At 65.5% G+C, this 25020-nt stretch carries 25 protein-coding genes; 14 read left to right on the forward strand and 11 right to left on the reverse strand.

Going from position 1 to position 25020, the window contains the following annotated elements; genetic code table 11:
- Positions 1-42: 42 nt before the first annotated feature.
- The 4 genes from ureE to QW861_RS22955 all read left to right on the forward strand — a co-directional run bounded on the left by ureE (position 43) and on the right by QW861_RS22955 (position 4001).
- On the forward strand, positions 43-648 hold the full coding sequence (gene ureE, locus QW861_RS22940) for an urease accessory protein UreE (protein ID WP_316193505.1): 606 nt from the start codon (positions 43-45) through the stop codon (positions 646-648).
- Positions 635-1357 carry an urease accessory protein UreF gene (locus tag QW861_RS22945; protein ID WP_316172752.1) on the forward strand — a complete coding sequence of 241 codons (723 nt, stop codon included), beginning with the start codon at positions 635-637 and terminating at the stop codon, positions 1355-1357. The genes ureE and QW861_RS22945 overlap by 14 nt, the downstream gene beginning before the upstream one ends.
- Positions 1358-1427: 70 nt before the next feature.
- On the forward strand, positions 1428-2051 hold the full coding sequence (ureG, locus tag QW861_RS22950; protein WP_315825990.1) for an urease accessory protein UreG: 624 nt from the start codon (positions 1428-1430) through the stop codon (positions 2049-2051).
- A 294-nt stretch (positions 2052-2345) separates the two neighbouring features.
- Entirely contained in the window at positions 2346-4001 is a 1656-nt protein-coding gene (locus tag QW861_RS22955; protein WP_315713836.1) for an HWE histidine kinase domain-containing protein, read from the forward strand.
- A gap of 130 nt (positions 4002-4131) precedes the next feature.
- Here the strand turns inward: QW861_RS22955 and QW861_RS22960 are convergent, their stop codons facing one another.
- Both QW861_RS22960 and QW861_RS22965 read right to left on the reverse strand, forming a co-directional pair.
- Complete coding sequence (locus QW861_RS22960) at positions 4132-4680, reverse strand: sigma-70 family RNA polymerase sigma factor (RefSeq protein WP_006612137.1); 549 nt, start codon at positions 4678-4680, stop codon at positions 4132-4134.
- Complete coding sequence (locus QW861_RS22965; RefSeq protein ID WP_315713837.1) at positions 4681-4917, reverse strand: NepR family anti-sigma factor; 237 nt, start codon at positions 4915-4917, stop codon at positions 4681-4683. It lies immediately after the preceding gene.
- A gap of 196 nt (positions 4918-5113) precedes the next feature.
- Here QW861_RS22965 and QW861_RS22970 point away from each other — a divergent pair, with 196 nt between their 5' ends.
- Entirely contained in the window at positions 5114-5917 is an 804-nt protein-coding gene (locus QW861_RS22970) for a response regulator (protein WP_315713838.1), read from the forward strand.
- A gap of 78 nt (positions 5918-5995) precedes the next feature.
- Here QW861_RS22970 and QW861_RS22975 read toward each other — a convergent pair whose 3' ends face one another.
- Complete coding sequence (locus QW861_RS22975; protein WP_316193506.1) at positions 5996-6481, reverse strand: energy transducer TonB; 486 nt, start codon at positions 6479-6481, stop codon at positions 5996-5998.
- A 378-nt stretch (positions 6482-6859) separates the two neighbouring features.
- Between QW861_RS22975 and QW861_RS22980 the strand changes: the two genes are divergently transcribed.
- Complete coding sequence (locus QW861_RS22980) at positions 6860-7300, forward strand: hypothetical protein (RefSeq protein ID WP_316191675.1); 441 nt, start codon at positions 6860-6862, stop codon at positions 7298-7300.
- A 91-nt stretch (positions 7301-7391) separates the two neighbouring features.
- Here QW861_RS22980 and QW861_RS22985 read toward each other — a convergent pair whose 3' ends face one another.
- The 3 genes from QW861_RS22985 to QW861_RS22995 form a co-directional block, all read right to left on the reverse strand.
- A complete protein-coding gene (locus QW861_RS22985) occupies positions 7392-7835 on the reverse strand; it encodes a hypothetical protein (RefSeq protein WP_316169505.1) in 444 nt (147 codons plus the stop codon).
- A gap of 102 nt (positions 7836-7937) precedes the next feature.
- On the reverse strand, positions 7938-8309 hold the full coding sequence (locus tag QW861_RS22990; RefSeq protein ID WP_315713842.1) for a YqjD family protein: 372 nt from the start codon (positions 8307-8309) through the stop codon (positions 7938-7940).
- A gap of 80 nt (positions 8310-8389) precedes the next feature.
- Positions 8390-9508: an AI-2E family transporter gene (locus QW861_RS22995; RefSeq protein WP_315713843.1), complete on the reverse strand. Its 1119-nt coding sequence runs from the start codon at positions 9506-9508 to the stop codon at positions 8390-8392.
- A gap of 218 nt (positions 9509-9726) precedes the next feature.
- On the opposite strand from QW861_RS22995, the gene QW861_RS23000 reads away from it, so the two are divergent.
- Both QW861_RS23000 and QW861_RS23005 read left to right on the forward strand, forming a co-directional pair.
- Entirely contained in the window at positions 9727-10476 is a 750-nt protein-coding gene (locus QW861_RS23000; protein WP_316193507.1) for a L,D-transpeptidase, read from the forward strand.
- A 15-nt stretch (positions 10477-10491) separates the two neighbouring features.
- A complete protein-coding gene (locus tag QW861_RS23005) occupies positions 10492-11151 on the forward strand; it encodes a DUF2865 domain-containing protein (protein WP_316193508.1) in 660 nt (219 codons plus the stop codon).
- Positions 11152-11164: 13 nt separating this feature from the next.
- On the opposite strand, the gene QW861_RS23010 is transcribed toward QW861_RS23005, so the two are convergent.
- Positions 11165-13258 (reverse strand): methyl-accepting chemotaxis protein, encoded by a 2094-nt coding sequence (locus QW861_RS23010; protein ID WP_316193509.1) that lies wholly within the window; start codon positions 13256-13258, stop codon positions 11165-11167.
- A 178-nt stretch (positions 13259-13436) separates the two neighbouring features.
- On the opposite strand from QW861_RS23010, the gene QW861_RS23015 reads away from it, so the two are divergent.
- The gene (locus tag QW861_RS23015; RefSeq protein ID WP_315713847.1) at positions 13437-13592 is read left to right on the forward strand and encodes a Thivi_2564 family membrane protein; all 156 of its coding nucleotides are present in this window, start codon (positions 13437-13439) and stop codon (positions 13590-13592) included.
- A 64-nt stretch (positions 13593-13656) separates the two neighbouring features.
- On the opposite strand, the gene QW861_RS23020 is transcribed toward QW861_RS23015, so the two are convergent.
- Positions 13657-15819: a malate synthase G gene (locus QW861_RS23020; protein ID WP_316193510.1), complete on the reverse strand. Its 2163-nt coding sequence runs from the start codon at positions 15817-15819 to the stop codon at positions 13657-13659.
- A 1184-nt stretch (positions 15820-17003) separates the two neighbouring features.
- Between QW861_RS23020 and QW861_RS23025 the strand changes: the two genes are divergently transcribed.
- On the forward strand, positions 17004-17621 hold the full coding sequence (locus QW861_RS23025; RefSeq protein ID WP_316193511.1) for a Uma2 family endonuclease: 618 nt from the start codon (positions 17004-17006) through the stop codon (positions 17619-17621).
- 40 nt (positions 17622-17661) lie between these two features.
- Positions 17662-17916: a DUF4926 domain-containing protein gene (locus tag QW861_RS34050; RefSeq protein ID WP_410052332.1), complete on the forward strand. Its 255-nt coding sequence runs from the start codon at positions 17662-17664 to the stop codon at positions 17914-17916.
- An 86-nt stretch (positions 17917-18002) separates the two neighbouring features.
- Here QW861_RS34050 and QW861_RS23030 read toward each other — a convergent pair whose 3' ends face one another.
- The gene (locus tag QW861_RS23030) at positions 18003-18731 is read right to left on the reverse strand and encodes an MgtC/SapB family protein (protein ID WP_316193512.1); all 729 of its coding nucleotides are present in this window, start codon (positions 18729-18731) and stop codon (positions 18003-18005) included.
- A 381-nt stretch (positions 18732-19112) separates the two neighbouring features.
- Here QW861_RS23030 and QW861_RS23035 point away from each other — a divergent pair, with 381 nt between their 5' ends.
- Positions 19113-20105, forward strand: a complete 993-nt coding sequence (locus tag QW861_RS23035) for a cytochrome-c peroxidase (RefSeq protein ID WP_316193513.1) — start codon at positions 19113-19115, stop codon at positions 20103-20105.
- A 203-nt stretch (positions 20106-20308) separates the two neighbouring features.
- Here QW861_RS23035 and cysC read toward each other — a convergent pair whose 3' ends face one another.
- Together cysC and cysD are read right to left on the reverse strand one after the other, a co-directional pair.
- Positions 20309-22225: an adenylyl-sulfate kinase gene (cysC, locus tag QW861_RS23040; RefSeq protein ID WP_316169494.1), complete on the reverse strand. Its 1917-nt coding sequence runs from the start codon at positions 22223-22225 to the stop codon at positions 20309-20311.
- Between the two features lie 14 nt (positions 22226-22239).
- Positions 22240-23064 (reverse strand): sulfate adenylyltransferase subunit CysD, encoded by an 825-nt coding sequence (gene cysD, locus QW861_RS23045; protein WP_315826002.1) that lies wholly within the window; start codon positions 23062-23064, stop codon positions 22240-22242.
- 204 nt (positions 23065-23268) lie between these two features.
- Here cysD and cysG point away from each other — a divergent pair, with 204 nt between their 5' ends.
- Complete coding sequence (gene cysG / locus QW861_RS23050; RefSeq protein ID WP_316193514.1) at positions 23269-24699, forward strand: siroheme synthase CysG; 1431 nt, start codon at positions 23269-23271, stop codon at positions 24697-24699.
- The gene (locus tag QW861_RS23055) at positions 24700-25014 is read left to right on the forward strand and encodes a DUF2849 domain-containing protein (protein ID WP_315713857.1); all 315 of its coding nucleotides are present in this window, start codon (positions 24700-24702) and stop codon (positions 25012-25014) included.
- Positions 25015-25020: the final 6 nt, after the last annotated feature.

The following is a 25020-nucleotide window of genomic DNA, read 5'->3' on the forward strand; positions in this document are numbered from 1 at the left end:
ACGGAATAAGAGTGAGCGCAATAAGAGAATGAGAGTTTCAGCATGATCCGCGCGACACGCGTGCTCGGGCAGCATCGTTGGAAGGAGGCTGCCGCCGATTCCGTCCTGCTCGATTTCGATGACCGGCACCGGCGGCGGCTGGCGATGACCGGAACGCGTGGGCTGGAGTTTCTGCTGGACCTCGAGCACGCTACCGCATTGCGCGGTGGCGATGCCCTGGTGCTGGAGGACGGCCGGCTGATCGAGGTCGTGGCGGCGGCCGAGCCGCTGCTCGAGATCCGGGTTTCCGATCCGCATCATCTGGTGCGGCTGGCCTGGCACCTCGGCAACCGGCACCTGCCGACGCAGATCATGGCCAAGAGCCTGCGGATCCGCCGCGACCACGTGATCGAGGACATGGTCAAGGGTCTCGGCGCGCGCGTCATCGAGATCGAGGCACCGTTCGATCCGGAAGGTGGCGCCTACGCCGAGCCCAGCCATGATGATCATGATCACCACGGCCACGATCATCATCACGATCATGCCGGGCACGATCACGCGCATCACGGCCACGACCACGGCCATGCACATGATCATCACGTGCATGACGAGCACTGCGGCCATGACCACCACGATCACGGTCATTCCCATGCTCATGAGCACAAATGAGGAGGGGGCTCGGCCGGCTGCAATCCGGGCTGCGGATTCGGCTGCGCTGTATCGGCTGCTGACATGGCTGTCGCCGGCGTTTCCGATCGGCGGCTTCTCCTATTCGAGCGGCATCGAATGGGCCGTGGAGGCAGGCGACATCGGCGATGCGGCGGAGCTGCGTGGCTGGCTCGCGACGATGCTGACCAACGGCTCCGGCTTCTGCGACGCGGCTTTCCTCGCGCACGCGTATCGCGCGGTCGAGCTCGACGATATGGCCAGCCTCCGCGAGGTGGCCGAGCTTGCGGCCGCGTTCGTACCGTCGCGCGAGCGTCAGCTCGAAACCACCGCGCAGGGCCGGGCCTTCATCGAGATCGCGCGGTCCGCCTGGAACTGCGCAGGCCTCGACGAGGCGGTGGCGCGATGTGAGACCATCGTCTATCCGGTCGCCGTGGGGCTGGTCGGCGCGCTTCACGGCGTTCCTCTGGAACCCCTGCTGCACGGCTTTCTGCACGCCCTGACGTCGAACTGGATTTCCGCCGGCAGTCGTCTCGTACCGTTGGGGCAGACCGACAGCCAGCGCGTGCTCGCCGCGTTGGAACCTGTCGTCGCCGCGACGGCCGACCGCGCTCTGCTCGCCTCGCTCGATCACATCGGCGGCGCAACGTTCCGCGCCGATCTCGCAAGCCTTCATCACGAGACGCAATATACAAGGCTGTTTCGATCGTGATGAAGCGGGGCAACGGCTGCTCGATCACGGCCCCGCGCGGTCGCGCGCGCACGACAGAAGGATAAATGACATGGCATCGTCTCACGGTCCGCTCCGCGTTGGCGTCGGTGGCCCGGTCGGGTCCGGCAAGACTGCGTTGATGGATCTGCTCTGCAAGTCGATGCGGGAGCACTACGACATCGCAGCGATCACCAACGACATCTACACCAAGTGGGACGCGGAGTTTCTCGTTCGCTCGGGATCGCTGACCCCGGATCGTATCGCCGGCGTGGAGACCGGCGGCTGCCCGCACACTGCGATCCGCGAGGACGCGTCCATGAACCTCGCCGCCGTGGCCGACATGCGAGCCAAGTTTCCCGGACTCGACCTGGTGTTGATCGAGTCGGGCGGCGACAACCTCGCCGCAACGTTCTCGCCGGAACTCGCCGATATCACGATCTACGTCATCGACGTCGCGGCGGGCGACAAGATCCCGTCGAAGGGCGGACCGGGTATCACCCGCTCCGACCTTCTGGTGATCAACAAGATTGACTTGGCACCCCATGTGGGCGCTTCTCTGGAGAAGATGGAGACGGATGCCAAGCGCATGCGCGGCGCGCGGCCCTTCGTCATGACCAACCTGAAGAAGAGCCAGGGGCTTGACCGGATCATCGGCTTCATCGAAGCCAAGGGCGGTCTGAAGCCGTCGGTCTGAGCGCAGGGACGGATCTGCGTCGCACGGCTCTTCGTTGCTCGATGCGTCTGCTGGAATGACTGACGCAAAAAAGCCTCATCCGGCCGGAACAACTTGAGCCCTCGGGTGTTGCCTCGACCCGGGGTGCGCCTTGTCCAAGGCGTCTCGGCGCCGATGCACCGGTATCCTGGGATTCGCTATCCGCTGATCGCTCCGATCACTTCCGATCGCCCCGAGGTGCGTCCTTGAGTTGCAGGCCCGGTTATTGGATGACTCGTCTCCTCCTTCGCCAACCCTTTACTTCAGAGTGAACGAGTGCTCCGGCTGGGTGTCATCATCGGTTTGATCGCGCTGGTCGGGACGGCGCTGTCCGGCTTGGCCGCCTATCGCGTACACGACCAGGAGCTGGCGCTCGATCGCATTGCGCTGGCCCGTGCCATCGACGTCCATGCCAGCCTCGTCCAGGACCGGCTGACCGAACGTGAGCTGCTGGCCCGGGTGGCCTCCGGGCTGTTCCGCGCTCCCTCCGTGATCAAGGCAAATATGCTGGAGCCGCTGCGATCGTCGATCTACGCGTTCAAGACCGACTTCGTGGTGGCATCGTGGATCGCACGGCTGCGGCCGGATGAGCTCCCCATCGCGCAAGCCGAGCTGCGTCAGGCTGGCTTCCCGAATCCAACCATTCGCAATTTCGACGACATGCCGCTCGGGCCGAACGTCGATCGTCCGTTGGACGTTCTGATGGATCTCGAGCCACGCAATGCCGAGACCTCGAAGCTTCCCGGTATCGCACTCGACCGGCAGCCGATCGTCGGACCGATGCTCGCGCGTGCCATGGCCGAGGGCAAGCCGGTCGCATCCGATCCCACTCCGCTGGTGCGGAGCGATGGTCCGATCGGGATCGTGCTGGCAGCCCCGGTTGTCCCGCAAGGTGCCACTGCGCCGGCGGGCTTCGTGACGTTTTCCTACGAGATCGGGCCACTGCTGCTCACCAATGACGATCTGTCGTTGTTCTCGGTGGCGTTGAAGGATCCGCGCAACGCCTCGGATGAGCTGGTTGCCAACGATCAGGGGGCGGTGACGAGCCGGACCCGCAGGCCGGACGATCCTGCTCCGTCGTCGACCCGCACCGTGGCCTTCGGCAATCACGACTGGTCGCTGGTCTATTACGCCAAGGGCAATGCGGTCCGGCGCGCGCAACAGACCGCGGCGATCGTCGGCGTCATCGGGATGGCGCTGACCGGTATCATCTGCGGCCTGTTCGGCTACGTCGCCTACAACAATCTGCGCCTGAGCCGCGAAATCCAGGTGCGGATCGGCTTCGAGCGCCGACTGACGGCGGTCATCGACGAGCTGAACCACCGGGTCAAGAACATCCTGGCGGTGATCCAGTCCATCGTGACGCGCACGCTGCGTCATGGCAGCGACATGGACGTCGCACGCGAGCTGCTGATCGGACGGATCCATGCGATGTCGAACGTCGTCACGCTGCTCAGCGAGAGCCAATGGCAAGGCGTGCAATTGCGCGGACTGTTCGAAGCTCGCGCGATCCCGCATGCGGACAGGATTGCGGTCAACGGACCCGACATCACCGTGAGCGCGCGTGCCGCGCAGAGCCTGTCGCTGCTGTTTTTCGAACTCGCCTCGCACTCGGACGAAGGCCTCTCGCTCGTGGGAAAGCACCCGCACATCACCGCCAAATGGGAGGTGACCGGCGAGGAGCCGAATGCCGTCTTCCACTTCCGTTGGGAGGAATTGAACACCAGTGAAGCAACGCGGCGGCCGGACAGCGATTTCGGACTGATCCTGCTCGATCGCGTGGCACCGGAGGCGCTCGGCGGCACGTCAAAGCGCTTCTTCACCGAGGCGAGCTATGTGTATGAGCTGACCGCTCCGATGGAGACGGTGATCGACATGACCGAGCGCGATCGCACCGAGCAATTCTCCGCGCCGGTGCATCCGGCGCGATAGCCGCAGCGCTCGTCGGCAAACAGGATGCCAGAGCGCACGATGCCCGAGTGCAAGTGATCAACAACAACAAGAAGAGGCAGCTCTTTCGCGAGCCGCCTCTTTGCTGGTTCGTTTGCGACGGCTTGGCTGATCAGCCGCCGCTGCCGCCGATCACCGCCCGCACGGTCTCGTCCGGGCCGAAATCCTCGGCGCCTTCGACATAGAGCAGCGCTGCCAGCTTCGAGCGCGCGCGGTTCACGCGGCTCTTGATGGTGCCCACCGCGCAGCCGCAGATCGCTGCCGCATCCTCGTAGGAGAAGCCCGATGCACCGACCAGGATCAGCGCCTCGCGCTGGTCCTGAGGCAGCTTCTCGAGCGCCGCGCGGAACTCCTCGAACTCGAGATGCGCGCCCTGCGAGGGATGCGTCTTGAGCGTCTTGGCGTAGTTCCCTTCGGCATCCTCCACTTCGCGCCGGCGTTTGCGGTAGTCGGATCGGAACAGGTTGCGCAGGATCGTGAACAGCCAGGCAGGCAGATTCGATCCCGGTTGAAACGAGTCGATGTTGGCCAGCGCCCGGAGCAGGGTTTCCTGCACGAGGTCGTCGGCACGATCGCTGTTACCACTCAAGGAAATCGCAAATGCGCGAAGGCTGGGGACGGCCGCGAGGATATCGTCCCGCAAGGAATCAGTGAGAGGCATTCACTCCCTCCCGTCGGTTTGGTCGTTGGATCCCCCGCCGTTCTCCACGTGGGACTGTGCTGCCGGCGCATCAAGCTTCCGCACCAGATCCGCGAAGCGGTCCGGCACTCCCTGACGGACGACGTCGTCGTACATCGCGCGGAGTTGATGACCGATTCTGGATTGAATTTCCGCGTTCAGTCCGCCGGGCTTGCGCGGTGCCGCATTCTTGCTGGCTTGAGACTTTACATCTTTCATGACCTTTTCCACGTTTCCCCGAGAGTTAAGTCCCTGAAGCTTCAAGAATTATTCTCGCCACCGAGAGGGTCTGTCGGGAACTAATGCGACGGGGCGATAAAAGTTCCACGCGTTTGGGGAACTTTTCGTCGGTTCGGGCGTAATCAGCCCATCATGGAACCCGGGCGGGAAGCCCAGATGACCGAATGGAGTGGGGATGAGCCGATCACAGCTTGTTGCTGAACATTTGCCGCTGTTGCGCCGGTATGCGAGGGCCCTCACCGGCAGCCAGGGTTCCGGAGACGCCTATGTCGGAGCGATGCTCGAGGCGCTGATTCAGGATCCCGCTCTGCTGGACGAGCGCTATGGCCCGCGGGCTGCGCTGTTCAGGCTGTTCACGCAGATCTGGAACTCGGTGGCGCTCAACGACGACGCCGAAGTGGCGACTCTGCCGATGCCGCCGGAGCGGCGCCTCTCCAACATCACCCCCTTGCCCCGCCAGGCCTTCCTGCTGCTCTCGCTCGAGGGTTTTCCCGAGGAGGAAGTGGCCTTCATCCTCGACATCGACGTCGCGGAAACCCGCCGGCTGGCGGATGCAGCCGGACGTGAGCTCGCCGCCGAGATCGCCACCGATGTCCTGATCATCGAGGATGAGACCTTCATCGCGATGGACCTTGAGAGCCTCGTCAAGAATCTCGGTCACAACGTGATCGGCGTGGCCCGCACCCATGCCGACGCGGTGGCTCTGGCCAAGAACAAGAAGCCCGGTCTGATCCTGGCTGATATTCAGCTCGCAGATGGTTCGTCCGGCCTGGATGCCGTCAACGAGCTGCTGCGCACCTTCGAAGTGCCGGTGGTCTTCATTACCGCCTATCCGGAGCGCTTCCTCACGGGTGAGCGGCCCGAACCGGCGTTCCTGATCTCAAAGCCGTTCCAGCCGGCCATGGTGTCGGCAGTCGCCAGCCAGGCTCTGTTCTTCCAGCGCAACTCGCGCAACAGGATGCCCAAGCCGGCGGCCTGATCAAGCCGCGCGCACAACGTCGCCCCGGCGCGTTCCTCACGGAGCGCGCCGGATTTCGTTGCAGCATCGAAGACGAGATCAGCAGCCGCGGCACACGCCGTCGAGCCGTGCCTTCAGCGTCGCGTCATTCGGCTTGGTCTCTTGGAGCTTCAACGTTGTCTCCTCAAGCCGGATGATTGCGGACGTCCGTCGAGGCGCGAACACGATCGGCACGAGAAAAGTGAGATCGCCGTCCGCCAGTTCCGGCGGCGGTGGCGCAAATGGTTGGGCTCGCTCCACCATCGCGAGCGCTTCCCGGTCGAGCGCGGGGTCACCGGTCGTTTCGGCCAGCACCGCCGAGATCAGGTGGCCTTCGCGGTCGATGTGAAACAGGACCTTGGCCGTCCCGCCCTGATCCGAGGCCTGCAGCGGATAGCGACGCTGAACCTTCAATTGTGCGACGAGGTTCTTGATCCAAGTTTCCCTGGCGCCGTCGGCCGCTGCAATCCCGGGAAACAGGCACACGAGAACCAGCGCCAGTCCAAACCCTCTCCATACGCCGACGCGATCCAGCGAGCTCAGCATCCCTGCCCCCACGCGCGCGGACCATGAACGCAGCCGCGCTGCTTCAACATATAACCGGGACGAAAAGGGGATAAAGCGCCGCGAATGTCGGGGCCGCGATCTGACCGGAAGGGCTGATCAGAAAAGAATGCGGGGCACCGCCGGCATCACCACGGCGGTGCCCCGCGTCGCCGGTCAATGGGGCAGGGGGAATAACCGGCTGCCGAGATGACGCGCGACCCGAAAAGTCGTTCCGCGTGAGATCGAATTTTTTGGCGCCATGAAATTGAAGAATACCGCCGCAGTTTACACACGGTTAAGTGATTTGCCCAACCGAGAACCCAGTTCCTGCGACTTACGTTGGTATGCCGATCGCCTTACGGCGAGGGGAGCAGAGACATGTCGCAGACCAGGAAGGTTATCGTTTTGGGTTCGCTTGCGGCTTCCGCGATGCTCGTGGGCGCAATGCAACTGGCTTCAGGCCATGATCTTGGCGCCAACCTGCCGGCTCAGAGCCCCTCTCCCCAGCCGATCGTCGCAACCGCGAATGACGTGAACCGGGCCGCCAAGGCTGACCGCGCCAAACAAAACGGTACTGCGGCGCCGTCGCAGACTGTGTCGATCAAGCTGGCAGCCTTCGCGGAGACCTCCTTCTTGGTGCGGCTTCCCTTCAACCCCACGGGTGTAAGCGCGGGCTCGTTACCATCGCCGCAGGGATCGCAGCTCATCACCACCGGCAACGAGCGGCAGGCCGTCAAGCATCCGGTGGCGTGCGAGCCGTCGGTGTCCGTGCTGACGGAGATCGCCAAGCGCCTGCAACCGGGACGGTGTGTGACTTAGTTACAGCCCCTCGCACCAGGCCCGCGGCTCAAGCGGCGGATCAACGCCTGGCAAATGATAAAAGCCGTCCGATGACGGTCAGGGGCAGTCCTCACTCTGCGGGAGTTTGCTCCTCCGCGGCTGGGCGGCTGACCATGAATCCGAGCGCCAGACCGCCCACAGCCAGAATGGGAATCAGCCGCTTGATGCCAATCATGCGGACGATCTGCAGGCCGCTTGCCAACAACATCGGGTCTGCGAAAGCAGATTGGACTGCCGACCGCGCCGTTTCCGCGGTTCGCGCGGCACGACTCTCGATTGCGCGCTTGCGCGCCATGTAGCTGATTGCGGCCATCAACGTCACCACGAAGAAGATGGCGGCACCTGTGAGGCACGCGGCCACGAGCCCGTAACGATCCAGGACGGCGACAAAAGCTGCGGCGCACAGAAAGCTCGTGGTTACGAACAGTCCGACCGCTGCAGCGATTGCGAGCGATGTGAGCCGAACGGCATGCCCGGTCGATTCCTGGAAGTCCGCAATCAGGCGCTGCAGCATGTCATTCTCCTCCTCGTCTCGTTCATCTGCGCAACAAACTCAAATCGGCGCCGAAAACGCGGCGCCGAAACAAGACGACCTCTGGATTTCAGGGGCCAACCCTCAGCGTCTCCAGGCGGCGCCGATGAGAAATCCGAGTCCGAGCGCAAGACCCACGGTGGCGAGTGGGCGATGGGAGATCACGTCCTCGAGGCGCTCCTCCAGCGAGTTTGCGGCATCCTGGGCTGCACCAAACATCGCAGTGCCGCGCTCGGACATGTCGTCGAACGTCTGGTCTACGTTCTCGCGTGCCTGACGATAGCCGCTGCGGGCCTGCTTGCTGGCCTGCCCAGCGAAAGCATTGAGCGCGTCGGTGATCTGTTCGGTGAGAGCTGCGATATCGTTTTTCACGGCGTGGACATCCTTCTGCAGGCGTTCGTAGTTCGCTTTGTCGACGAGATCTTTCAGGGCGGTCTCACCGTCAGTCGGTGGCATGGCAAGCTCCCGGAGCAAGGTGATTGCGTCTGCTCGACAAACGCGGGGTCTCAGCCGAAGTTCCGACGGTGGAAACCGAATTAGTCTGCCGGCAGTTGCGGCGAGTCGTCCGGCAGCAGATGCTCCTTGACGATGAGGGCGACGATCAGGAGCGGCGAGGCAAGGAAGGCTCCCATCGGGCCCCACAGCCAGGTCCAGAATGCCAGCGCGATGAACACCGCGAGTGCGTTGAGAGCCAGCCGCCTGCCGATGATGGTCGGCGTGACGAAGTGGCCTTCCATGAAGGTGATCACGGCGAAGATGGCGGGCGCGACCATGCCGGCGCTCAAGGTCGGGAATGCGATTGCGCCGACCAGGACGAGCACCGCGAACATCGCGATCGGCCCGATGATGGGGATGAAGTTCAGCGTTGCCGCAAGCGCCCCGAGGCCGGCGGGATTGGGCATGCCGGCGAGGGCGCAGGCGAGGCCGGCGGCAATACCGACACCGGTGTTGATGAGCGTCACTGTTAGGAGGTAGTTGCCGAGGTGCAGCTCGAGCTCATTGAGGATGCGCAGCGTCCGCAGCCGTGCCTCGTGATCACCAAAGGTCATGATCAGCGCTCGCCGGAGATCGCGCCAGCTTGCGATGAACAGCACGAGCGTCGCGAAGAACAGTAGGAATTCGGTGAAGGTCGGCGACAGGAATTCGATCGTTGGCTGAACCCAATCGAACTTGGGGAGCTCCAGGCTGGCCGAGGCTTGTGCGCTTCCGCCGCCGACGGCCGCCTGCATTTCGTGCCACAGCGCCAGCGGTCGATCGAAGACGTGCAGCTTGGCCTTGAGCGTCGTGGCAAGCTCGGGAAGGCGATTGGTCCAGTCGAGCACAGGCGCCGAAATCAGGCCAATGATGAAGGCGAGCCCGGTGGCAACGGCGATCACGATCAACACGGCGCCGACGCCGCGCGGCACGTGATGGCGTTCGAGGAAGTTGGCGGCCGGCGACAGCATGGTGCCGACCACGAAAGCCATGACGATCGGCAGGAAAAACCCCCGGGCGACATAGAGGACACCCGTCACGCAGACGGCCGTGAGGATGACGAGAGCGATGGCGACGACGTCAGCCCGCCTGATCACGGGCGGTACTTCTTGGTGACTTTCATTCAAGGCTGAATCGTCGTTCCCGCTGGCGAGCAGCCGCTCGGTGGGAAGTACACGCACCATGAATCTCCCGATCGAGTCGTTCGCGCACAGCTCGCGTGGTGACGTTCTCGTCATCCAACAGCCGAGGGGCCATCCGGTTCCGTCGCGCAAACGTGAGAACTCATACGCTTGACTGACGCAGGGCGACCACACCGGGCCGGAACTACGGCGAGACGTTCGGCGTTTGGAAAGCAATCACGCATCGTACCGCGATGCTCGTCTGACAGGGGCACTCCATGACACAGCTCGTTTCCGATCACCGCAGCTTTGCGCGGACCGCTTCGCTGATCGCCTGCGTCGCGGTTCTTCTTGTTGCTGGTCCCACCGCGTCTCACGCACAGAGCCTCGGATATGCGTCGGTCGAACAGCAGCAGGCCTTCCCGCCGGACGAGGCGACTGCACCCGCCGTGGAGCAGGACGAGGACAGCCGGCTGCCCGACAGGTTGCGGCGCACGATCGTCAATCTCGATACGCGGGAGGCGCCGGGGACGATCATCATCGATACCGGCAATACCTATCTGTACTACGTGCTCGGCGGCGGCCGCGCGCTGCGTTACGGCGTCGGCGTGGGGCGCCAGGGCTTCACCTGGTCGGGTGTCCAGACGGTGACGCGCAAGGCGGAATGGCCGGACTGGCATCCGCCGGCGCAGATGATCGCGCGCCAGCCCTATCTGCCGCGTTTCATGGCCGGCGGCCCGGGCAATCCGCTCGGCGCCCGGGCCATGTATCTCGGGTCCAGCGAGTATCGCATCCATGGCACCAACGACCCCACGACGATCGGCAAGTTCGTGTCGTCGGGCTGCATCCGCCTGACCAATGAGGATGTTTCCGACCTGTTCAGCCGCGTGCAGGTGGGGACGAAGGTCGTGGTGCTGCCGAAGGCCGGCTCGCTGCAGGCGCGCACCAATGCCGGCCGTACGCCGCGCGTGACGTCGCTGCCGTCGGGGCGGCAGGCGATGTCGCTGCCCGTCTCGGCCGTCAATTGATATGGGAGCGGAATGATGAACGGTCGACGTGCACTCGCCGCCATTGCAGTGGCAACCATGGCAACCGCGGGTGCGTTGGCAGCGCCGACCACAGCGGGCGCGCAGGATTTTTTCTCGGCGCTGTTCGGCGGCTTCAACGCACCGCAGCGTCAGGCGCCCTATATCCGGATGCCGTTCGCCGACGAGGCGCCACCGGCGCCACGGCCGGCCCCGCGGGGCGACGTCACCTATCGCGGCGGCAGCAGCAGCGTCGCCTGGTGTGTCCGCACCTGTGATGGCCGCTACTTCCCGCTCGGCGCGACCGGCGACCAGAGCAAGGAAGCCGCCTGCAACAGCTTCTGCCCGGCGGCCAAGACCGAGATTGTCTATGGCAGCTCGATCGACGGTGCCGAGACCGATGGCGGCAAGCCGTATTCGGCGCTGCCCAACGCCTTCAAGTATCGCACCGAGATCGTCGACGGCTGCACCTGCAACGGCAAGGACCATTTCGGCCTTGCCAAGGTGTCGATCGACAACGATCCGACCCTGCGCAAGGGCGACGTCGTCGCCAGCGACGACGGCCTCAAGGTCGCCAACCGGACCGGCAGCGGCAAGCGCGCCGAGCTGAACTTCTCGCCGGCGCCCGCGGCGTTGCGCGCGAAATACAAGCGCGCGCCGGTGACGGCGTCCGACTGATCCTGCGAGGTCGTCAGGCGGCGCGGATCTTGCCGAGGAAGTCCCTGACCTGATGACCGAGATTCCTGCTCTGGCTCTCCAGCGTCTCTGAGGCGGAGCGCACGTTGTCGGCCGCCGCCGCAGCGGCATCGGCGTCCGACTTGACGCCGGTGATGTTGTCGGAAACGTTCTTGGTGCCGTCGGCGGCGAACTGGGTGCTGCGTGAGATCTCCTGCGTCGCCGCCCCTTGCTCCTGCACCGCCGCGGCGATCGCGGTCGCCACCTCGTTGACCTCGCCGATGATGCCGCCGATGCGCTTGATCGCGTCGATCGCGTCATTGGCGACGCGCTGGATGTCGGCGATCTGCTCGGAAATCTCGTCGGTCGCCTTCGCGGTCTGGCTCGCCAGCGTCTTCACCTCGGAGGCGACGACGGCAAAACCCTTGCCGGCCTCGCCGGCGCGCGCTGCCTCGATGGTCGCGTTCAGCGCGAGCAGGTTGGTCTGCGAGGCGATGCTGTTGATCAGCCCGACCACCTCGCCGATCCGATTGGCCGATTGTGCCAGCCCCTGCACCGTGCCGTCGGTCATCCGGGCCTGCTCCACCGCGCGGCTGGCAATCCCGGCCGCATGAGACGCCTGCTTGCTGATGTCGGCGATCGAGGCGTTCAGTTCCTCCGCGGCCGAGGCGACCGTCTGCACGCTCGTCGATGCGTCGCTCGAGGCCTTCGAGGCCTCCTCGGCGCGGGCATTGGTCTGCCGCGAGACGTTGGTCAGTCCGGCGGACGTCGCCTGCATGTCGGTGGAGGCGCGGCCGAGCTGCTCGAGCGAGTCGCGGACCAGCCCCTCGAACTCGCTCACATAGCTTTCGATCGCCCGCTGGCGCGCGACCGTTGTTTCGTTGCGTTGGCGCTCCTGGGCCTCGATCGCGAGCTTGTCCTTGGCCTGCTGCTTGAACGTTTCGAGCGCGCCCGCCAGCGCACCGATCTCGTCCTGCCGCTGCATGTAGCCCGTCTCGACGCTGAGGTCGCCGCCCGCAACCGCCAGCATGGCATCGCGCATTCTGTTGAGGGGCTGGATCACCCGGCGGCTCACCAGCATCAGCGCGGTGCCGCCGATCACAGTCGCCGCGATCAGGAGGCAGAGTTCGACCCCAAGGGTCCGCATGGCCGCCGCATGCTGCTGCTCGATATAGGTCCTTGCGGTCTCGAGCGCGGTCTCGGCGACCGCAACCGCCGCATTGAGGCGCCCGACCGTGAACGGGCTCCATTTGTTGGCGACCATCTCCGGCGTCTCGCCGCTCGCGAGTGCGTTGACGAGGCGATCCCGCAGCGCCGTGTACTCGGTCTCGAAATAGGCCTTGCGCGTGGCCTCCAGCGCGGCCGTCATCGCGGCCGGCCATTTTGCGCCGGTGGTCGCGAGTTCGAGCGCCTTCCACGCGGCCTCGGCGCCGCCGACCGCCTTGGTATAGTTCAGCCGCGCCTCGGGCGTGATCTTGCCTGCGGCGAGGCCGTTCGAAACCAGGAAGGAGGCATCGCCGGCGGTGTTGCGCAGCAGCCATGCGATCTGCTTGATCTGCAACAGCTGATCGATGGTCGGATCCGCATGGTTGACCTCGGCCGCGAGAATGGCCTGGATCTTCTCCAGCGTCTCCAGCAGCCTGTCCTCGGTCTGCATGTATTCCTTGCCGAGCGCCAATCGGCGCGACGCCTTCGGCTTGGCGACCTCCTGCCAGAATTCCTTCTGCTGATCGCTCAGCGTTGTCAGCAGTTGCTGGAATTGCGAGAGCAGCGCCGCCTTGTCGGCAAACTCGATGCCCGGAAGGGTGCCCAGCGCGCGGCCCATGGCGGGCATGGCGACGTCGCGCAGGCTGCGGACGTATCGCTCGGTCTCTGGCTCGACCTTCTCGTCCACAGTCACCATGCGGTTCGAGGTCGAGCGGTCGGCCCGCAGCTTGTCCATCGCCTTGAACATGCTTTCGGAGGCATCGACGATCGAGCTGATGCGCGCGGTGAGCTCGAGCTGCTGCCACGAATTGTAGGCCCGCGAGGCGAACAGGCCGACAAACAGGCATGCCGTCACCAGGATGATGGCCTTCAAGGTCGTGGAAATGGTCAGGCGGTTCAGCATGTTGATCTCCGATTCACCGCATTTGACCGCAGAGCCGTAAAAATCTGGATGAGGGCTGGCTCCGTTGAACTACGGAGACAGTCGCTGAGCACCCAGGTTCCGGGAGTGGAACTACCAGCCGCCGAGCGTGTTAGCTGATCACCGCCAGCGCATCCTCCTCTCGTTCAGGGGCTCATTCATGCTCGTCAGTGCTCTCGTCACCTTTCTCGTCGTCATCCTGATCCTCTATCTGATCAACCTGCTGCCGATCGACGGCCGGGCCAAGCAGATCTGCCGTGTGATCGTCATCGTGCTCGGCGTGATCTCGCTGCTTCGATTCATCGCGGTGATATGATCCGGCATCATGTTACCTTCGGCAGATCAAAAAAAGCCCCGGCGGATGGCCGGGGCTTTTCGCATCAGGCGCTTGCCTTCGCCTCGCGGCGCCGCGCCGTGAGGATGTATTCGGTGTAGCCGTTCGGCTGGGTGCGGCCTTCGAACACGAGGTCGCAGGCCGCCTTGAACGCCACGCCGTCGAACGACGGCGCCATCGGTTGATAGAGCGCATCGCCGGCATTCTGCTTGTCGACCACGACGGCCATGCGCTTCAGCGAATCCATCACCTGCTCCTTGCTGACCACGCCATGGTGCAGCCAGTTGGCGAGATGCTGGCTCGAGATGCGCAAGGTGGCGCGGTCCTCCATCAGGCCGACATCGTGGATGTCGGGCACCTTGGAGCAGCCGACGCCCTGGTCGATCCAGCGCACGACATAGCCGAGAATGCCCTGGCAGTTGTTGTCGATCTCCTGGCGCACGTCGTCGGGCGCCCAGTTCGACTGCGACACCGGAATGGTGAGGATGTCGCCGAGCTTGGCGCGCGGGCCGCCCTTCGCGAGTTCCGCCTGGCGGGCGTGAACGTTGACCTGGTGATAGTGCAAAGCGTGCAGCGTCGCCGCGGTCGGCGACGGCACCCAGGCGGTGGTGGCGCCGGCCTGCGGGTGGCCGATCTTCTGCGACAGCATGTCTGCCATCTTGTCCGGCGCCGCCCACATGCCCTTGCCGATCTGGGCATGGCCGGGAAGGCCGCAGGTCAGGCCGATGTCGACGTTCCAATCCTCGTAGGCCTTGATCCAGGGCTGCGCCTTCATCTCGTTCTTGCGGATCATCGGACCGGCTTCCATCGAGGTGTGGATCTCGTCGCCGGTGCGGTCGAGGAAGCCGGTGTTGATGAAGACGATGCGCTTGGACGCCTGCTGGATGCAGGCCTTGAGGTTCACCGTGGTGCGGCGCTCCTCGTCCATGATGCCGACCTTCATGCTGTTCTCGGGCAGGCCGAGCATCTTCTCGACGCGCGCGAACAAGTCGACCGTCAGCGCCACCTCGTCCGGGCCGTGCATCTTCGGCTTGACGATGTAGATCGAGCCGGTGCGGCTGTTCCTGACCTTGGAGAGACCCTTGAGGTCGTGCATCGCGAGCAGGCCGGTGACGGCGGCGTCGAGAATGCCCTCCGGCACCTCCTTGCCCTCGGAGTCGAGCACCGCGTCGGTGAACATGTGATGCCCGCAATTGCGGATCAGCAGCAGGCTGCGGCCGTGCAGCGTGAGGCTGCCGCCGGACGGCGTGGTGTAGCTGCGGTCGCTGTTCAGCGCGCGGGTGAGTGTCTTGCCGCCCTTCTCGAAGTCGGCCGACAGCGTGCCGTTCATCAGGCCGAGCGTGTTGCGGTAGACCAGCACCTTGTCCTCGGCGTCGACGGCGGCGACCGAGTCCTCCATGTCGAGGATGGTCGAGACCGCGGCTTCCAGGATCATGTCGGAGACGCCGGCCGGATCGTCCTTGCCGATGACATGGCTGCGGTCGATCACGACCTCGACGTGGAGGCCGTTGTTGGCAAGCAGGATCACGGAGGGCGCGTCGGCCGAGCCTTGATAGCCGGCGAACTGGTCGGCGTTCTTGAGCGCAGTGGCGTTGCCGCTCTTCAGCTTGGCCGAGAGCTGGCCGGCAATGACGCTGTAGGCGGTGACGTCGGTGTGGCTGCCGGTGGCGAGCGGCACGGCGGCGTCAAGGAAGGCCTTGGCCTTGGCGATCACCTTGTCGCCGCGGGCCTTGTTGTAGCCCTTGCCCGCTTCGCTCGGATCGTGCGGGATGGCGTCGGTGCCGTAGAACGCGTCGTAGAGCGAGCCCCAGCGCGCATTCGCCGCGTTCAGCGCGTAGCGGGCGTTGGTGAGCGGCACCACGAGCTGCGGCCCGCAGATCTTGCCGATCTCTTCGTCGATATTGGCGGTCTCGACCTTGTGCGTGGCCGGCTCGGGCAGCAGGTAGCCGATCTCCTTCAGGAATTCGGTGTAGGCGCCGAGGTCGAAGGCCTTGCCCTTGTTGGCGAGGTGCCAGGCGTCGATCTTGTCCTGCAGGGCGTCGCGGACGGCGAGCAGCTCGCGGTTCTTAGGGCCGAGATCGCGCAGGATCGCGGCAAGACCGGCCCAGAACGCGTCCGGATCGATCCCGGTCTTCGGCGCGGCCTCCTTGGCGATGAAGTCGAACAAAACGGGGGCGATCTTCAGTCCATGGGCGTCGATACGGGTCATGATGAGACGTTTCTCTCGAATAGGGCGACGTTGCGCGTGTCTTGGGCATGCTGAAATGGCCGCCTCGAAGGCGGCGTGTGCAGTGCATTTAGCGCCAAAGCGGGGGCCAAGGAAGGGGGGAGGGGTATCGCAGTTGGTCGGGGGAGGGCAGCGGACAGGCGGGCTGGTTCCGGGCGGAGTGATGACAAGTAATTTCGCACGACCGCCTCAGAGTTCGGCCGCGAGCCCACAGCCGTGCAGAGCCCTCGGATCGGGCACGCTGCCACCCTCCCCTGGAGGGGGAGGGTCGACTCGCAACGAGCGAAGCGAGATGCGAGGCGGGGTGGGGTGATCTCTCCACGAGCGCCGGTGCCCGTGGCATCACCCCACCCCGCCGCGCATCGCTGCCGCGACGCGCGCCGACCCTCCCCCTCCAGGGGAGGGTGACAACGCTCAGCGTGCCGCAAATGGCGTTTCGACGTACACCAAACGGCTGCGGACAACTCAACGAAGGTGATCGCTCGTGGTGGTGATGGCTCATGCAGTTTCGTCCTCGCGGCGCATGATCGCGTCCGAGCTTTGCAAACTTGCCGCCCCTCGATCACGAGAGGCGCAGGGAAGGCCGGGTGCAGGCTGCACCCATGGCCCGCCTGCAGAAAAAAATGCAGGCGGCAGTCACCACAGGTACGAGCCGGACATCCGGCCTTCCCTGCGCGATGGCTCTACGGTTGCTCCGTGGTCTCCCCGGTGCGCCGGGCTTTCTGGTCACCGTTGCCCGCGCAGCGCGTTGGCGCTGTCGCAAGCGTGGCATCGGCATCGGGATGCCAGGACCCCACGGCTTGGCCGTGCGCTTCGGGACTGTCCGTCGACATGATTGCTCACGCCGCAGCCCAAAGCGCCCACCGCATCCCGCACCCGACGTCCGTGACGGTCGCGAAACGCCCCTCGTGTGGGACGGGACGCGGGGAGATAAGCAGGATTTCTGAAAAAAAGAAAGAAGAATATTTTCGGGCTGAGGACTGGACAGGCCAAATCAGGTTGATGGGGCGAGAGAATTCGGGTTTTCGGAGCGGCGGGTTGAGGCGACCGGAGAAGCTTGGGGGAATAGGGGGCAGATGCTGCCTCTCGCATTCTGGCTTGACGGCTCCCGACTCCTCTCAGCAGGGCGAGTATGTTACCATCCGTAGAACCATAGGATCTCCTTGATGCAGATTGCGGTTCATGATCGCGGTTCGGGCCGGATGTCGACCTCGGAATTCCGCAGCTTTCAGGCGCGGCGCCCGGATCATGAGCGCTGGGAACTGGTCGGTGGGGTCCCTATGATGATGACGCCGCCGACCATTGCCCACAACCAGATCGCCAGCAATCTCGAACGGCTGCTGAACGACGCGCTGGCGCGGCACGCGCCGGCGTGGCTGGCAGCGCAGCGGCCGGGGCTCGATCTCGGCGCCGACGATTTCAGGCCGGAGCCTGATGTTGGCGTGATCGATGCGAACTACGGCGCCGGGCAGCGTTTCGTCGACAATGCCTATCTGCTGGCCGAGATCGTCTCCGACACTGACGAGGTAATCGTGCCCGGCACTGACCGGCGCTGGATCGAGGTCAAGCGCGAGCTGTATCGCACGCATCCCCATTGTCAGGCCGTGCTCGTCATCGCGCAGCACCGGATGGAGGTCGCGCTGGATCTCAAGGTCGAGGGCATGTGGACGCCGCCCCTGCTGCAGGGCGGCGCGACCAAGCTGTCGCTACGTGATTTCGGTCTGACGTGCCGCGTGGCCGATCTCTACGAACGGACGCCGGTGCCGCGAACGCAGTCCGCGTGAGCCCATCTCCGACCTCGTTGCTGCTGATCCGGAGCTACACGTGTTGCGCACTTTCCGAGCTTGCTTTGCGGCCGTCCGGCGGAGGAAGCGATTGCTCAGGGAGTACGACGTCGTTCGTCTTCGGAGGTTGGTGCCAACCATACCTCTTCCGATCGGCGCCCAAGGGACTATCGTGATTGATCATCGCTCCAAGCCGCCGGCATACCTGGTAGAGTTCTTTTCTGATGGAGATCATGTCGGGCTCTATGACGTCTCGCCCGGCGACATCGAGTTGGTGGTCCCATACGAGGGATGATCCATGAAGCGGAGCTGGGTAAGCTCTTGCGATACGGCACGACCGGTCCTGGATGTCGCCGAGCTCATCCCGGCTACGCGCTCCCCTCAGGCCCTTGACGGCGCCAGGCGGAATTCGACGACGTCCTCTGCGCCCGACAGGTCGCGCGCCATCTGGGCGGTCTCGAACCGGCCGTCGGCCTGCAGCACCAGCTCGAAATGGAATTGCCGCTTCGCCTCGCTGTATTCGTAGCACCAGTCCAGCACGTCGAAGCCATAGGCCCGCATGCATTCGCGCAGTTCGGCCTCGCTCGGCTGCAGGCCGTGGCGGTAGACGACCGACAGCGACAGCGTGGTCTGATGCGGCAGCCATTTCTCGACTTGGCCGAGCAGGGTCATCGCGGCCAGCGACAATGCCGTGGCGCACAGCGCGGTGCCGTAGAAGCCGATGCCGATGATGATGCCGATCGCCGACGTCATCCAGATCGAGGCGGCCGTCGAAACGCCGCGGATGGTGAAGCCGTCCTTGATGATGACGCCGGCGCCGAGGAAGCCGATGCCGGTCATCAGGCCCTGGATCACGCGCGTCGGATCGGAGACGGTCGGCGACACCGCCATGCCGCCATACCAGCTGCCGGGAAAGCCGTTGATCGCCGTCAGCAAGGTCGATGCGACGCAAACCAGGGCGTAGGTCCGCATGCCGGCCGCGCGTCCGTGATAGGTGCGCTCGTAGCCCAGCAGCAGGCCGACGGCCGCCGCACCCATCAGGTGCAGCAGCAGAATCCCGTTCGTCTCCAGTTCGGCCGTCGACCAATAGGCCGCCAGATGCTCCATCATGCGCCTCGACCGCGTTGCTGCGGGTGGCGTGAACTGTGCGGATCAAGTGCTAATTTCTGCTTGCCGATGCGGCGGCCGCGCCGTGGGCAAACTGCTGTCCAGGCACGAGCCGGCGCACTCCTCCGTAGTTCTCCGGCCAGGATGCGCGCAGCGCCTGACGCGCCGACGCGCCGTCGTCGATGGAGGCGGCAGGTTCTCACATTCGCCGCGCCGGCTGTTCTCGACGCACGCCGGCATCGCGTCCGCCGATGGCGGTCAGGCCGGCGCACTGACGCCGCTCAATCCCGCCTGCGCCGATTCATTGCCCCCGCACAGTCCCACTTCGGACGTAAAAGCTATCGATAACGATTTGCATCAAGGGGATGTCGGGGGAGACGGGCGATGTCGTTCACGGGGCTGCGGTCAGTCGTCTTGTGTCTTGGCCTGCTCGCCCTGCCCGCGCTTGCGGCGGACAAATCTGTAGCGCCCTATCTCGCGGCAGCTCCGCAAAAGCCGACCTTGCTGCAAATGCTGGCTTCAGCGTTGAAGCCGAAATCGGCGCACGCGGCGCCGTCCGAGCACAGGCCGAGAATCCGCCACGCCACCGCGGCGGTGAGGAAGCAGCCGAAGGCGCCGTCAGCACCTGCCGTGACCGAGGCGCCGGTGGCTGAGCCCACCACGGTCGGCGCCGCCGTGGCGCCACCGGCCCAGCTCTCCGAAGCCGAGCTCGCCGCCAAGGGGCTGGAGCTGTTCAACGACGCGAGCCTCTCCGGCGGCGGCAAGGCGTCCTGCGCGACCTGCCACTTCTCGACCGGGCATACCAACAACAAGACCTATGTCGGCCTCGACGTGGTCGCCGACGGCGATCCCAATGGCCGGAATACGCCGACGCTGTGGGGCGTCGGCGAGCGTGCGGTGTTCGGCTGGGCCGGCCAGGCGCCGACCCTGGAGGACAGCATCCGCGGCATCATCGTCAACCGCATGAAGGGGCCGGAGCCGTCGCCGGAGACCCTGGCGGCGCTGGTCGCCTATGTGCGCACGCTGAACTATCCGGCGAACTGGCAGGTCAAGGGGGACGGCACGCCGAGGGAGGATGCCAGCGCGGCCGTCAGGCGCGGCTATGAGCTCTATATCGGCGACGGCGGTTGCGGCACCTGCCATCAATTGCCGAGCTTCGACAAGAAGAGCAAAGACGACATCGGCACCGGCGGCAAGTTCAAGGTGCCGACCCTGCATGCGGCCGCGTCGACCGCGCCGTATTTCCACGACGGCCGCACGGCGTCGCTGCGCGACGCCGTCAAGCTGATGTGGGAGTTCTATGCCAAGAAGATGGAGACGCGACTGCCGACCGAGGCCGAGCTCGACGATCTCACCGCCTATGTCGGCGCGCTGTAGCGTCCGGCTGAGCTGGGTCGCGCTTCACCGTCATTCCGGGGCGATCGGCAATGCGCAGCCGTGAAGCGGCTGTGCGTCGACGATCGAACCCGGAATCTCGAAGTGATTGGGGATTGAGCGCAAGGCAATGTCGAGATTCCGGGTTCAAGGCCTGCGGCCTTGCCCCGGAATGACGGAGTGCATGACAAGTCTGGAAGCAGACGTCAGATATTCGCGCCGAGATCGGCGATGTCGTCGAACAGCACGGATGTCCGCGACAGCAGCGCCTCGAGCTCGTCGGTGGCGTCCGCAATCCCGCGCGTCGCGGTGTCGATCACCAGCTCCGCATCGAGCGGCGGCTCGTAGTCGGTGCCGATGCCGGTGAAGTTCTGCAGATTGCCGGCGCGGGCCTTGGCGTAGTGGCCCTTGGGGTCGCGGCTCTCGCAGATCTCGGCGGCCGTCGCGACGTAGACCTCACGGAACAGGTCGCCGGCGACGCGGCGCGCAGCCGCGCGGTCCTCGCGCGCGGGCGATACCGCGGCGACGATCGCGATGTGGCCGTTGCGGGCGAGATGGGTCGCGACCTCAGCGAGGCGACGGATGTTCTCGGCGCGGTCCTCCGGCGTGAAGCCGAGATCCTTGTTGAGGCCGGCACGGACGGTGTCGCCGTCGAGCAGCACCGGGGCGCCGCCGCGGCTGAACAGCCGCCGCTCCAGCGCGCGCGCCAGGGTCGACTTGCCGGCGCCGGGCAGGCCGGTCATCCACACGACGGCGCCCTTGTGGCGATAGCGGTCGGCGCGCTCCTGCGGCTGCAGCGCCGATTCTACCGGCATGATGTCGACCGGTGCGGCGCGCTTGCCAGCGGCGATCGACAGCACCAGCCCGCCGCCGGCGATGCGGCCCTGCACCTCGATGACGAGACGGCCGGTGCGCGCATTCTCGGTGTAGGGATCGACGGCGACCGGCTGGGTCAGTGCGATCTCGATCTCGCCGACATGGTTGCGCGCGATCGAAGCGTTCTCTTCGTTGGACAGCGAGCCCGGGTCGACCGCCTTCGCGATCGCGACGACGCTGCCGCGCGCCTCGCGGGTGCCGAGCCGGACCAGGATGCTGTCGCCTTTCGACAGCGGCTGGTCGTGCAGCCAGAAGATGCGCGCATGCAGCCGGCGCGCCGCCTGCGGCTCGCGGCCGACATGGGCGATGACGTCGCCGCGCTCGATGAACAGCTCGCGATCGAGCGTGATGCCGACCGAGCGGCCCGCGCCCTGCGCCGTGGTCACCGGGGTCTGCGGCCAGCCCTCGACGGTCCTGATCTTGGCGATCTTGCCGGCGGGCATGATCACGATCTCGTCGCCGGCGCGCAACTCGCCGGCCTCGACGCGGCCGGCGACGATGCGGCGGTCGTCGAACTTGTAGATCGCCTGCACCGGCAGGCGCAGCGGCAGGCTCGACAGCGGCTTGGCCGGCTCCAGCCCGTCGAGCGCCTCGACCACGGTCGGACCGTCGTACCAGCCGATCCGCGAGGTCAGCTCGGCGACGCCGTCGCCGTCGCGCGCGGAGATCGGGATGACGGCGACCGGCTTGACGCCGAGGCCTTCGAGATGCGCCGAGATCTCGGCCTTGATCGCGTCGAAGCGGTCTTCGCCGAAATCGACGCGGTCCATCTTGTTGACGACGACCGCGACCTGCTTCACGCCGAGCAGATGCAGGAGATAGCCGTGGCGGCGGGTCTGGTCGCGCACGCCTTCGAGCGCGTCGATGATCAGCACCGCGCCATCGGCCTGCGAGGCGCCGGTGATCATGTTGCGCAGGAATTCGGCGTGGCCGGGCGCGTCGATCAGCACGACCTCGCGCGCATTGGTGCGGAAGCGGATCTGCGTGGTGTCGATGGTGATGCCCTGGTCGCGCTCGGTCTGCAGCGCGTCGAGCAGGAACGACCACTCGAACGGCATGCCGCGGCGGGCGGAGACGGCCTGCAGCATCTCCAGCTTGCCCTCGGGCAGGCTGCCGGTCTCATGCAGCAGACGGCCGACCAAGGTCGACTTGCCGTGGTCGACATGGCCGACGATCACGATGCGGACCTGCGGACGGGTGGTGCCGTTCGGCGTGGCGGGGACGGCTGACGGGACTCGCATGTTCATCGCCTCGTTCCCCCTCACAGATAGCCGGCGACGCGAAGCCGCTCGAAGGCGTCTTCGGTCTCGTGGTCGAGCGCGCGGCCGGCACGCTCGGGCACCTTGGTGCTTTCGAGTTCGGCGAGAATCTCGGGGATGTTCGAGGCGTTCGACGCGACCGGGAAGGTGATGTCCTGATCGCCGAGCGAGCGATAGCGCTTGCCGTTCCTGGACAGATACAGCGGGATGATCGGAATGTTCTCGCGCGCCGTGTAGGCCCAGATGTCGGCCTCGGTCCAATGCAGGATCGGATGGATGCGCAAGTGAGCGCCCTGCGGCGGCGAGGCGTTGAAGTGATCCCAGAATTCCGGCGGCTGGTCGCGCACATCCCAATGGCCCTCGGCCCCGCGCGGCGAGAACACGCGCTCCTTGGCGCGCGTCGCCTCCTCGTCGCGGCGGATGCCCGCGATCAGGCCGTCGAAGCCATGCTTGGCGAGCGCCATCTTCAAGCCTTCGGTCTTGCGCGCAGCCGAGCGTGCGGCGGGCGGCAGGGTGGGATCGACGGCATCGATCGGCGGGCACGGCTCGACCTTGAGATCGAGGCCCCATTCCTTCGCGTAGGTGTCGCGGAAGGCGTACATCTCGGGAAACTTCTTGGCCGTATCGACATGCATGGCGGGGAACGGCACCCGGCCGAAGAACGCCTTGCGCGCCAGCCAGATCATCACGTTGGAATCTTTTCCCAGCGACCACAGCAGCGCCAGCTTCTTCAGCCGTGCAAAGGCCTCGCGAAGGATGTAGATGCTCTGCGCCTCCAGCTCGTCGAGATGGTCCATCGTCGGTGCGGCGTTGAGGACGCGCGGCATGGAAGATGCTTGCTCGATCTCGGAGGAGGGCAACCGATCTCTGGAAACGTCGTTTGTGAGAATGTGCATGCTATCAGCCATCGCCTGCCTGGGAGAAAATTCTATGGCGGAGCCAAGGAATAATTTTCTCTTTACGTCGTAGGCGGGACACTTATATAGAAAATAATTCCAGTCAACCCCCAAGTGCCGAAGCTGAAGAACGCAATGCAATATCTGCCGGTGTTTCTCGATCTGAAGACCGGCCCCGTGCTGCTGATCGGCGCGGGCGAGCTCGTGCGCGCCAAGCTTCGCGTGTTGCTGTCCGCGGGCGCGCGGATCCGCTGGTTCGCCCCCGACGGCGACTTCGATCTCGCGGGTCTGCGCGATGAGCACGGCCGGATCGAGCGCGCCGAAGGCGACCCGCTGAGCGCCGATCTCACTGGCGTCATCGCCGTGCTGTGCGCGGGCGCTGGCGACATCGGCGTTGCGATGTCGGCGCGGGCGCGCAGCGTTGGTCTGCCCGTCAACGTCATGGACGACCTCGCGCATTCCAGCTTCATCTTTCCGGCGATCGTCGATCGCGGCGACGTGGTGGTGGCGATCGGCACCGGCGGCTCCTCGCCCGTCGTGGCACGCCGCGTGCGCGAACGCATCGAGGCGCTGCTGCCGGCGCGGATCGGCGAGCTCGCGAGCTTCATCGGCGACTTCCGCAAGACCGTCAACCCGCAGATCGCCGAGATGACGCTGCGCCGCCGCTTCTGGGAGCGCATCGTCGACGGCCCGATCGGCGCACTGGTGCTGGCGGGCCGCAAGCAGGAAGCGGAGGCGGCGCTGCATGGCATTGCCGATCCCACGGCGTTTGCGGGCGCCGATCATGCCGGCCGCAGCAACGGCCATGTGACCTTGGTCGGCGCCGGTCCGGGAGATCCCGATCTTCTGACCGTCAAGGCGCTGCGCGCGCTGCAGGACGCGGATGTCGTGTTCTACGACGAGCTGGTCACGCCTGAGATTCTCGACCGCATCCGCCGCGATGCCGCGCGCGTGCCGGTCGGCCGCCGCGTCGGCAAGCCCGGCATTGGCCAGGATGCTGTGAACAGGCTGCTGATCGAGGCGGCGCGCGAGGGCAAGCGCGCGGTCAGGCTGAAAGGCGGCGACTCCTACGTGTTCGGCCGCGGCGGCGAGGAGGTCGATGCGCTGCGCAAGGCGGGCGTGTCCTACACGATCGTGCCCGGCATCACCGCCGGCCTCGGCGCCGCCGCGCAGTTCGAGGTGCCGCTGACCTTCCGCAGCAAGGCGCTGCGCATCACCTTCCTCACCGCGCACAAGGAGCGCGATGCCGAGGCGGTCGACTGGTCGGCGCTGACTGACATCAAGATGACCGTCGTCGTCTACATGGGCATGACCGCGGCGCCGGCGGTGCGCGCAGGGCTCCTCGCGGCGGGCCGCTCGCCGCAGACGCCGGTCGGTGTGTTCGCGAAGGTGACGCGCCCCGATGCGCAGGCGGCGGTCGGCACGCTCGATCAGTTGCCGGATCTCGTCGGCCAAATCGATGGCGGTCCGGCCATCCTCATCATCGGTGACGTCGTGGCGCACTCCGCGCCGTGGCGTCAGCAGACTATCAGTGGCGTGATCGCACAACTCCTGGAACCCGTCTGAATGACCTCCCCGCTGCAACAGAAGATCAAGATCACCGGTCCCTCGATCATCACCGCGAACCGGACCTGGGATGGCGCGGTGATCTACCGCACCGGCACCAAGAGCTGGTCGGATGAGCTCTCCGATGCGGCGATCGTCCGCACCGCCGACGAGGCGCGCGCCCTGCTGTCGGAAGCGGTGGCCGACGATCTCGGTGCGATCGGTCCCTACATCGCGCCGGTCGAGGTGGGCGCCGACGGTGCGGTCAAGCCCGGCAATATGCGCGAACACATCCGGCTCACGGGCGCCTCCATCGCGCTCCCGGCTCAAGTCTGAAGGCCT

This window comes from Bradyrhizobium sp. SZCCHNRI1029 (assembly GCF_032487555.1).
Classification (GTDB): Bacteria; Pseudomonadota; Alphaproteobacteria; order Rhizobiales; family Xanthobacteraceae; genus Bradyrhizobium.

What these genes read in the sequence shown, in the direction of transcription:
- ureE (WP_316193505.1), top strand. Translation starts at nt 43, where the DNA reads ATGATCCGCGCGACACGCGTGCTCGGGCAGCATCGTTGGAAGGAGGCT.
- QW861_RS22945 (WP_316172752.1), top strand. Translation starts at nt 635, where the DNA reads ATGAGCACAAATGAGGAGGGGGCTCGGCCGGCTGCAATCCGGGCTGCG.
- ureG (WP_315825990.1), top strand. Translation starts at nt 1,428, where the DNA reads ATGGCATCGTCTCACGGTCCGCTCCGCGTTGGCGTCGGTGGCCCGGTC.
- QW861_RS22960 (WP_006612137.1), bottom strand. Translation starts at nt 4,680, where the DNA reads ATGCCTCTCACTGATTCCTTGCGGGACGATATCCTCGCGGCCGTCCCC.
- QW861_RS22965 (WP_315713837.1), bottom strand. Translation starts at nt 4,917, where the DNA reads ATGAAAGATGTAAAGTCTCAAGCCAGCAAGAATGCGGCACCGCGCAAG.
- QW861_RS22970 (WP_315713838.1), top strand. Translation starts at nt 5,114, where the DNA reads ATGAGCCGATCACAGCTTGTTGCTGAACATTTGCCGCTGTTGCGCCGG.
- QW861_RS22975 (WP_316193506.1), bottom strand. Translation starts at nt 6,481, where the DNA reads ATGCTGAGCTCGCTGGATCGCGTCGGCGTATGGAGAGGGTTTGGACTG.
- QW861_RS22980 (WP_316191675.1), top strand. Translation starts at nt 6,860, where the DNA reads ATGTCGCAGACCAGGAAGGTTATCGTTTTGGGTTCGCTTGCGGCTTCC.
- QW861_RS22985 (WP_316169505.1), bottom strand. Translation starts at nt 7,835, where the DNA reads ATGCTGCAGCGCCTGATTGCGGACTTCCAGGAATCGACCGGGCATGCC.
- QW861_RS22990 (WP_315713842.1), bottom strand. Translation starts at nt 8,309, where the DNA reads ATGCCACCGACTGACGGTGAGACCGCCCTGAAAGATCTCGTCGACAAA.
- QW861_RS23000 (WP_316193507.1), top strand. Translation starts at nt 9,727, where the DNA reads ATGACACAGCTCGTTTCCGATCACCGCAGCTTTGCGCGGACCGCTTCG.
- QW861_RS23005 (WP_316193508.1), top strand. Translation starts at nt 10,492, where the DNA reads ATGAACGGTCGACGTGCACTCGCCGCCATTGCAGTGGCAACCATGGCA.
- QW861_RS23010 (WP_316193509.1), bottom strand. Translation starts at nt 13,258, where the DNA reads ATGCTGAACCGCCTGACCATTTCCACGACCTTGAAGGCCATCATCCTG.
- QW861_RS23015 (WP_315713847.1), top strand. Translation starts at nt 13,437, where the DNA reads ATGCTCGTCAGTGCTCTCGTCACCTTTCTCGTCGTCATCCTGATCCTC.
- QW861_RS23020 (WP_316193510.1), bottom strand. Translation starts at nt 15,819, where the DNA reads ATGACCCGTATCGACGCCCATGGACTGAAGATCGCCCCCGTTTTGTTC.
- QW861_RS23025 (WP_316193511.1), top strand. Translation starts at nt 17,004, where the DNA reads ATGCAGATTGCGGTTCATGATCGCGGTTCGGGCCGGATGTCGACCTCG.
- QW861_RS23030 (WP_316193512.1), bottom strand. Translation starts at nt 18,731, where the DNA reads ATGATGGAGCATCTGGCGGCCTATTGGTCGACGGCCGAACTGGAGACG.
- QW861_RS23035 (WP_316193513.1), top strand. Translation starts at nt 19,113, where the DNA reads ATGTCGTTCACGGGGCTGCGGTCAGTCGTCTTGTGTCTTGGCCTGCTC.
- cysC (WP_316169494.1), bottom strand. Translation starts at nt 22,225, where the DNA reads ATGAACATGCGAGTCCCGTCAGCCGTCCCCGCCACGCCGAACGGCACC.
- cysD (WP_315826002.1), bottom strand. Translation starts at nt 23,064, where the DNA reads ATGCCGCGCGTCCTCAACGCCGCACCGACGATGGACCATCTCGACGAG.
- cysG (WP_316193514.1), top strand. Translation starts at nt 23,269, where the DNA reads ATGCAATATCTGCCGGTGTTTCTCGATCTGAAGACCGGCCCCGTGCTG.
- QW861_RS23055 (WP_315713857.1), top strand. Translation starts at nt 24,700, where the DNA reads ATGACCTCCCCGCTGCAACAGAAGATCAAGATCACCGGTCCCTCGATC.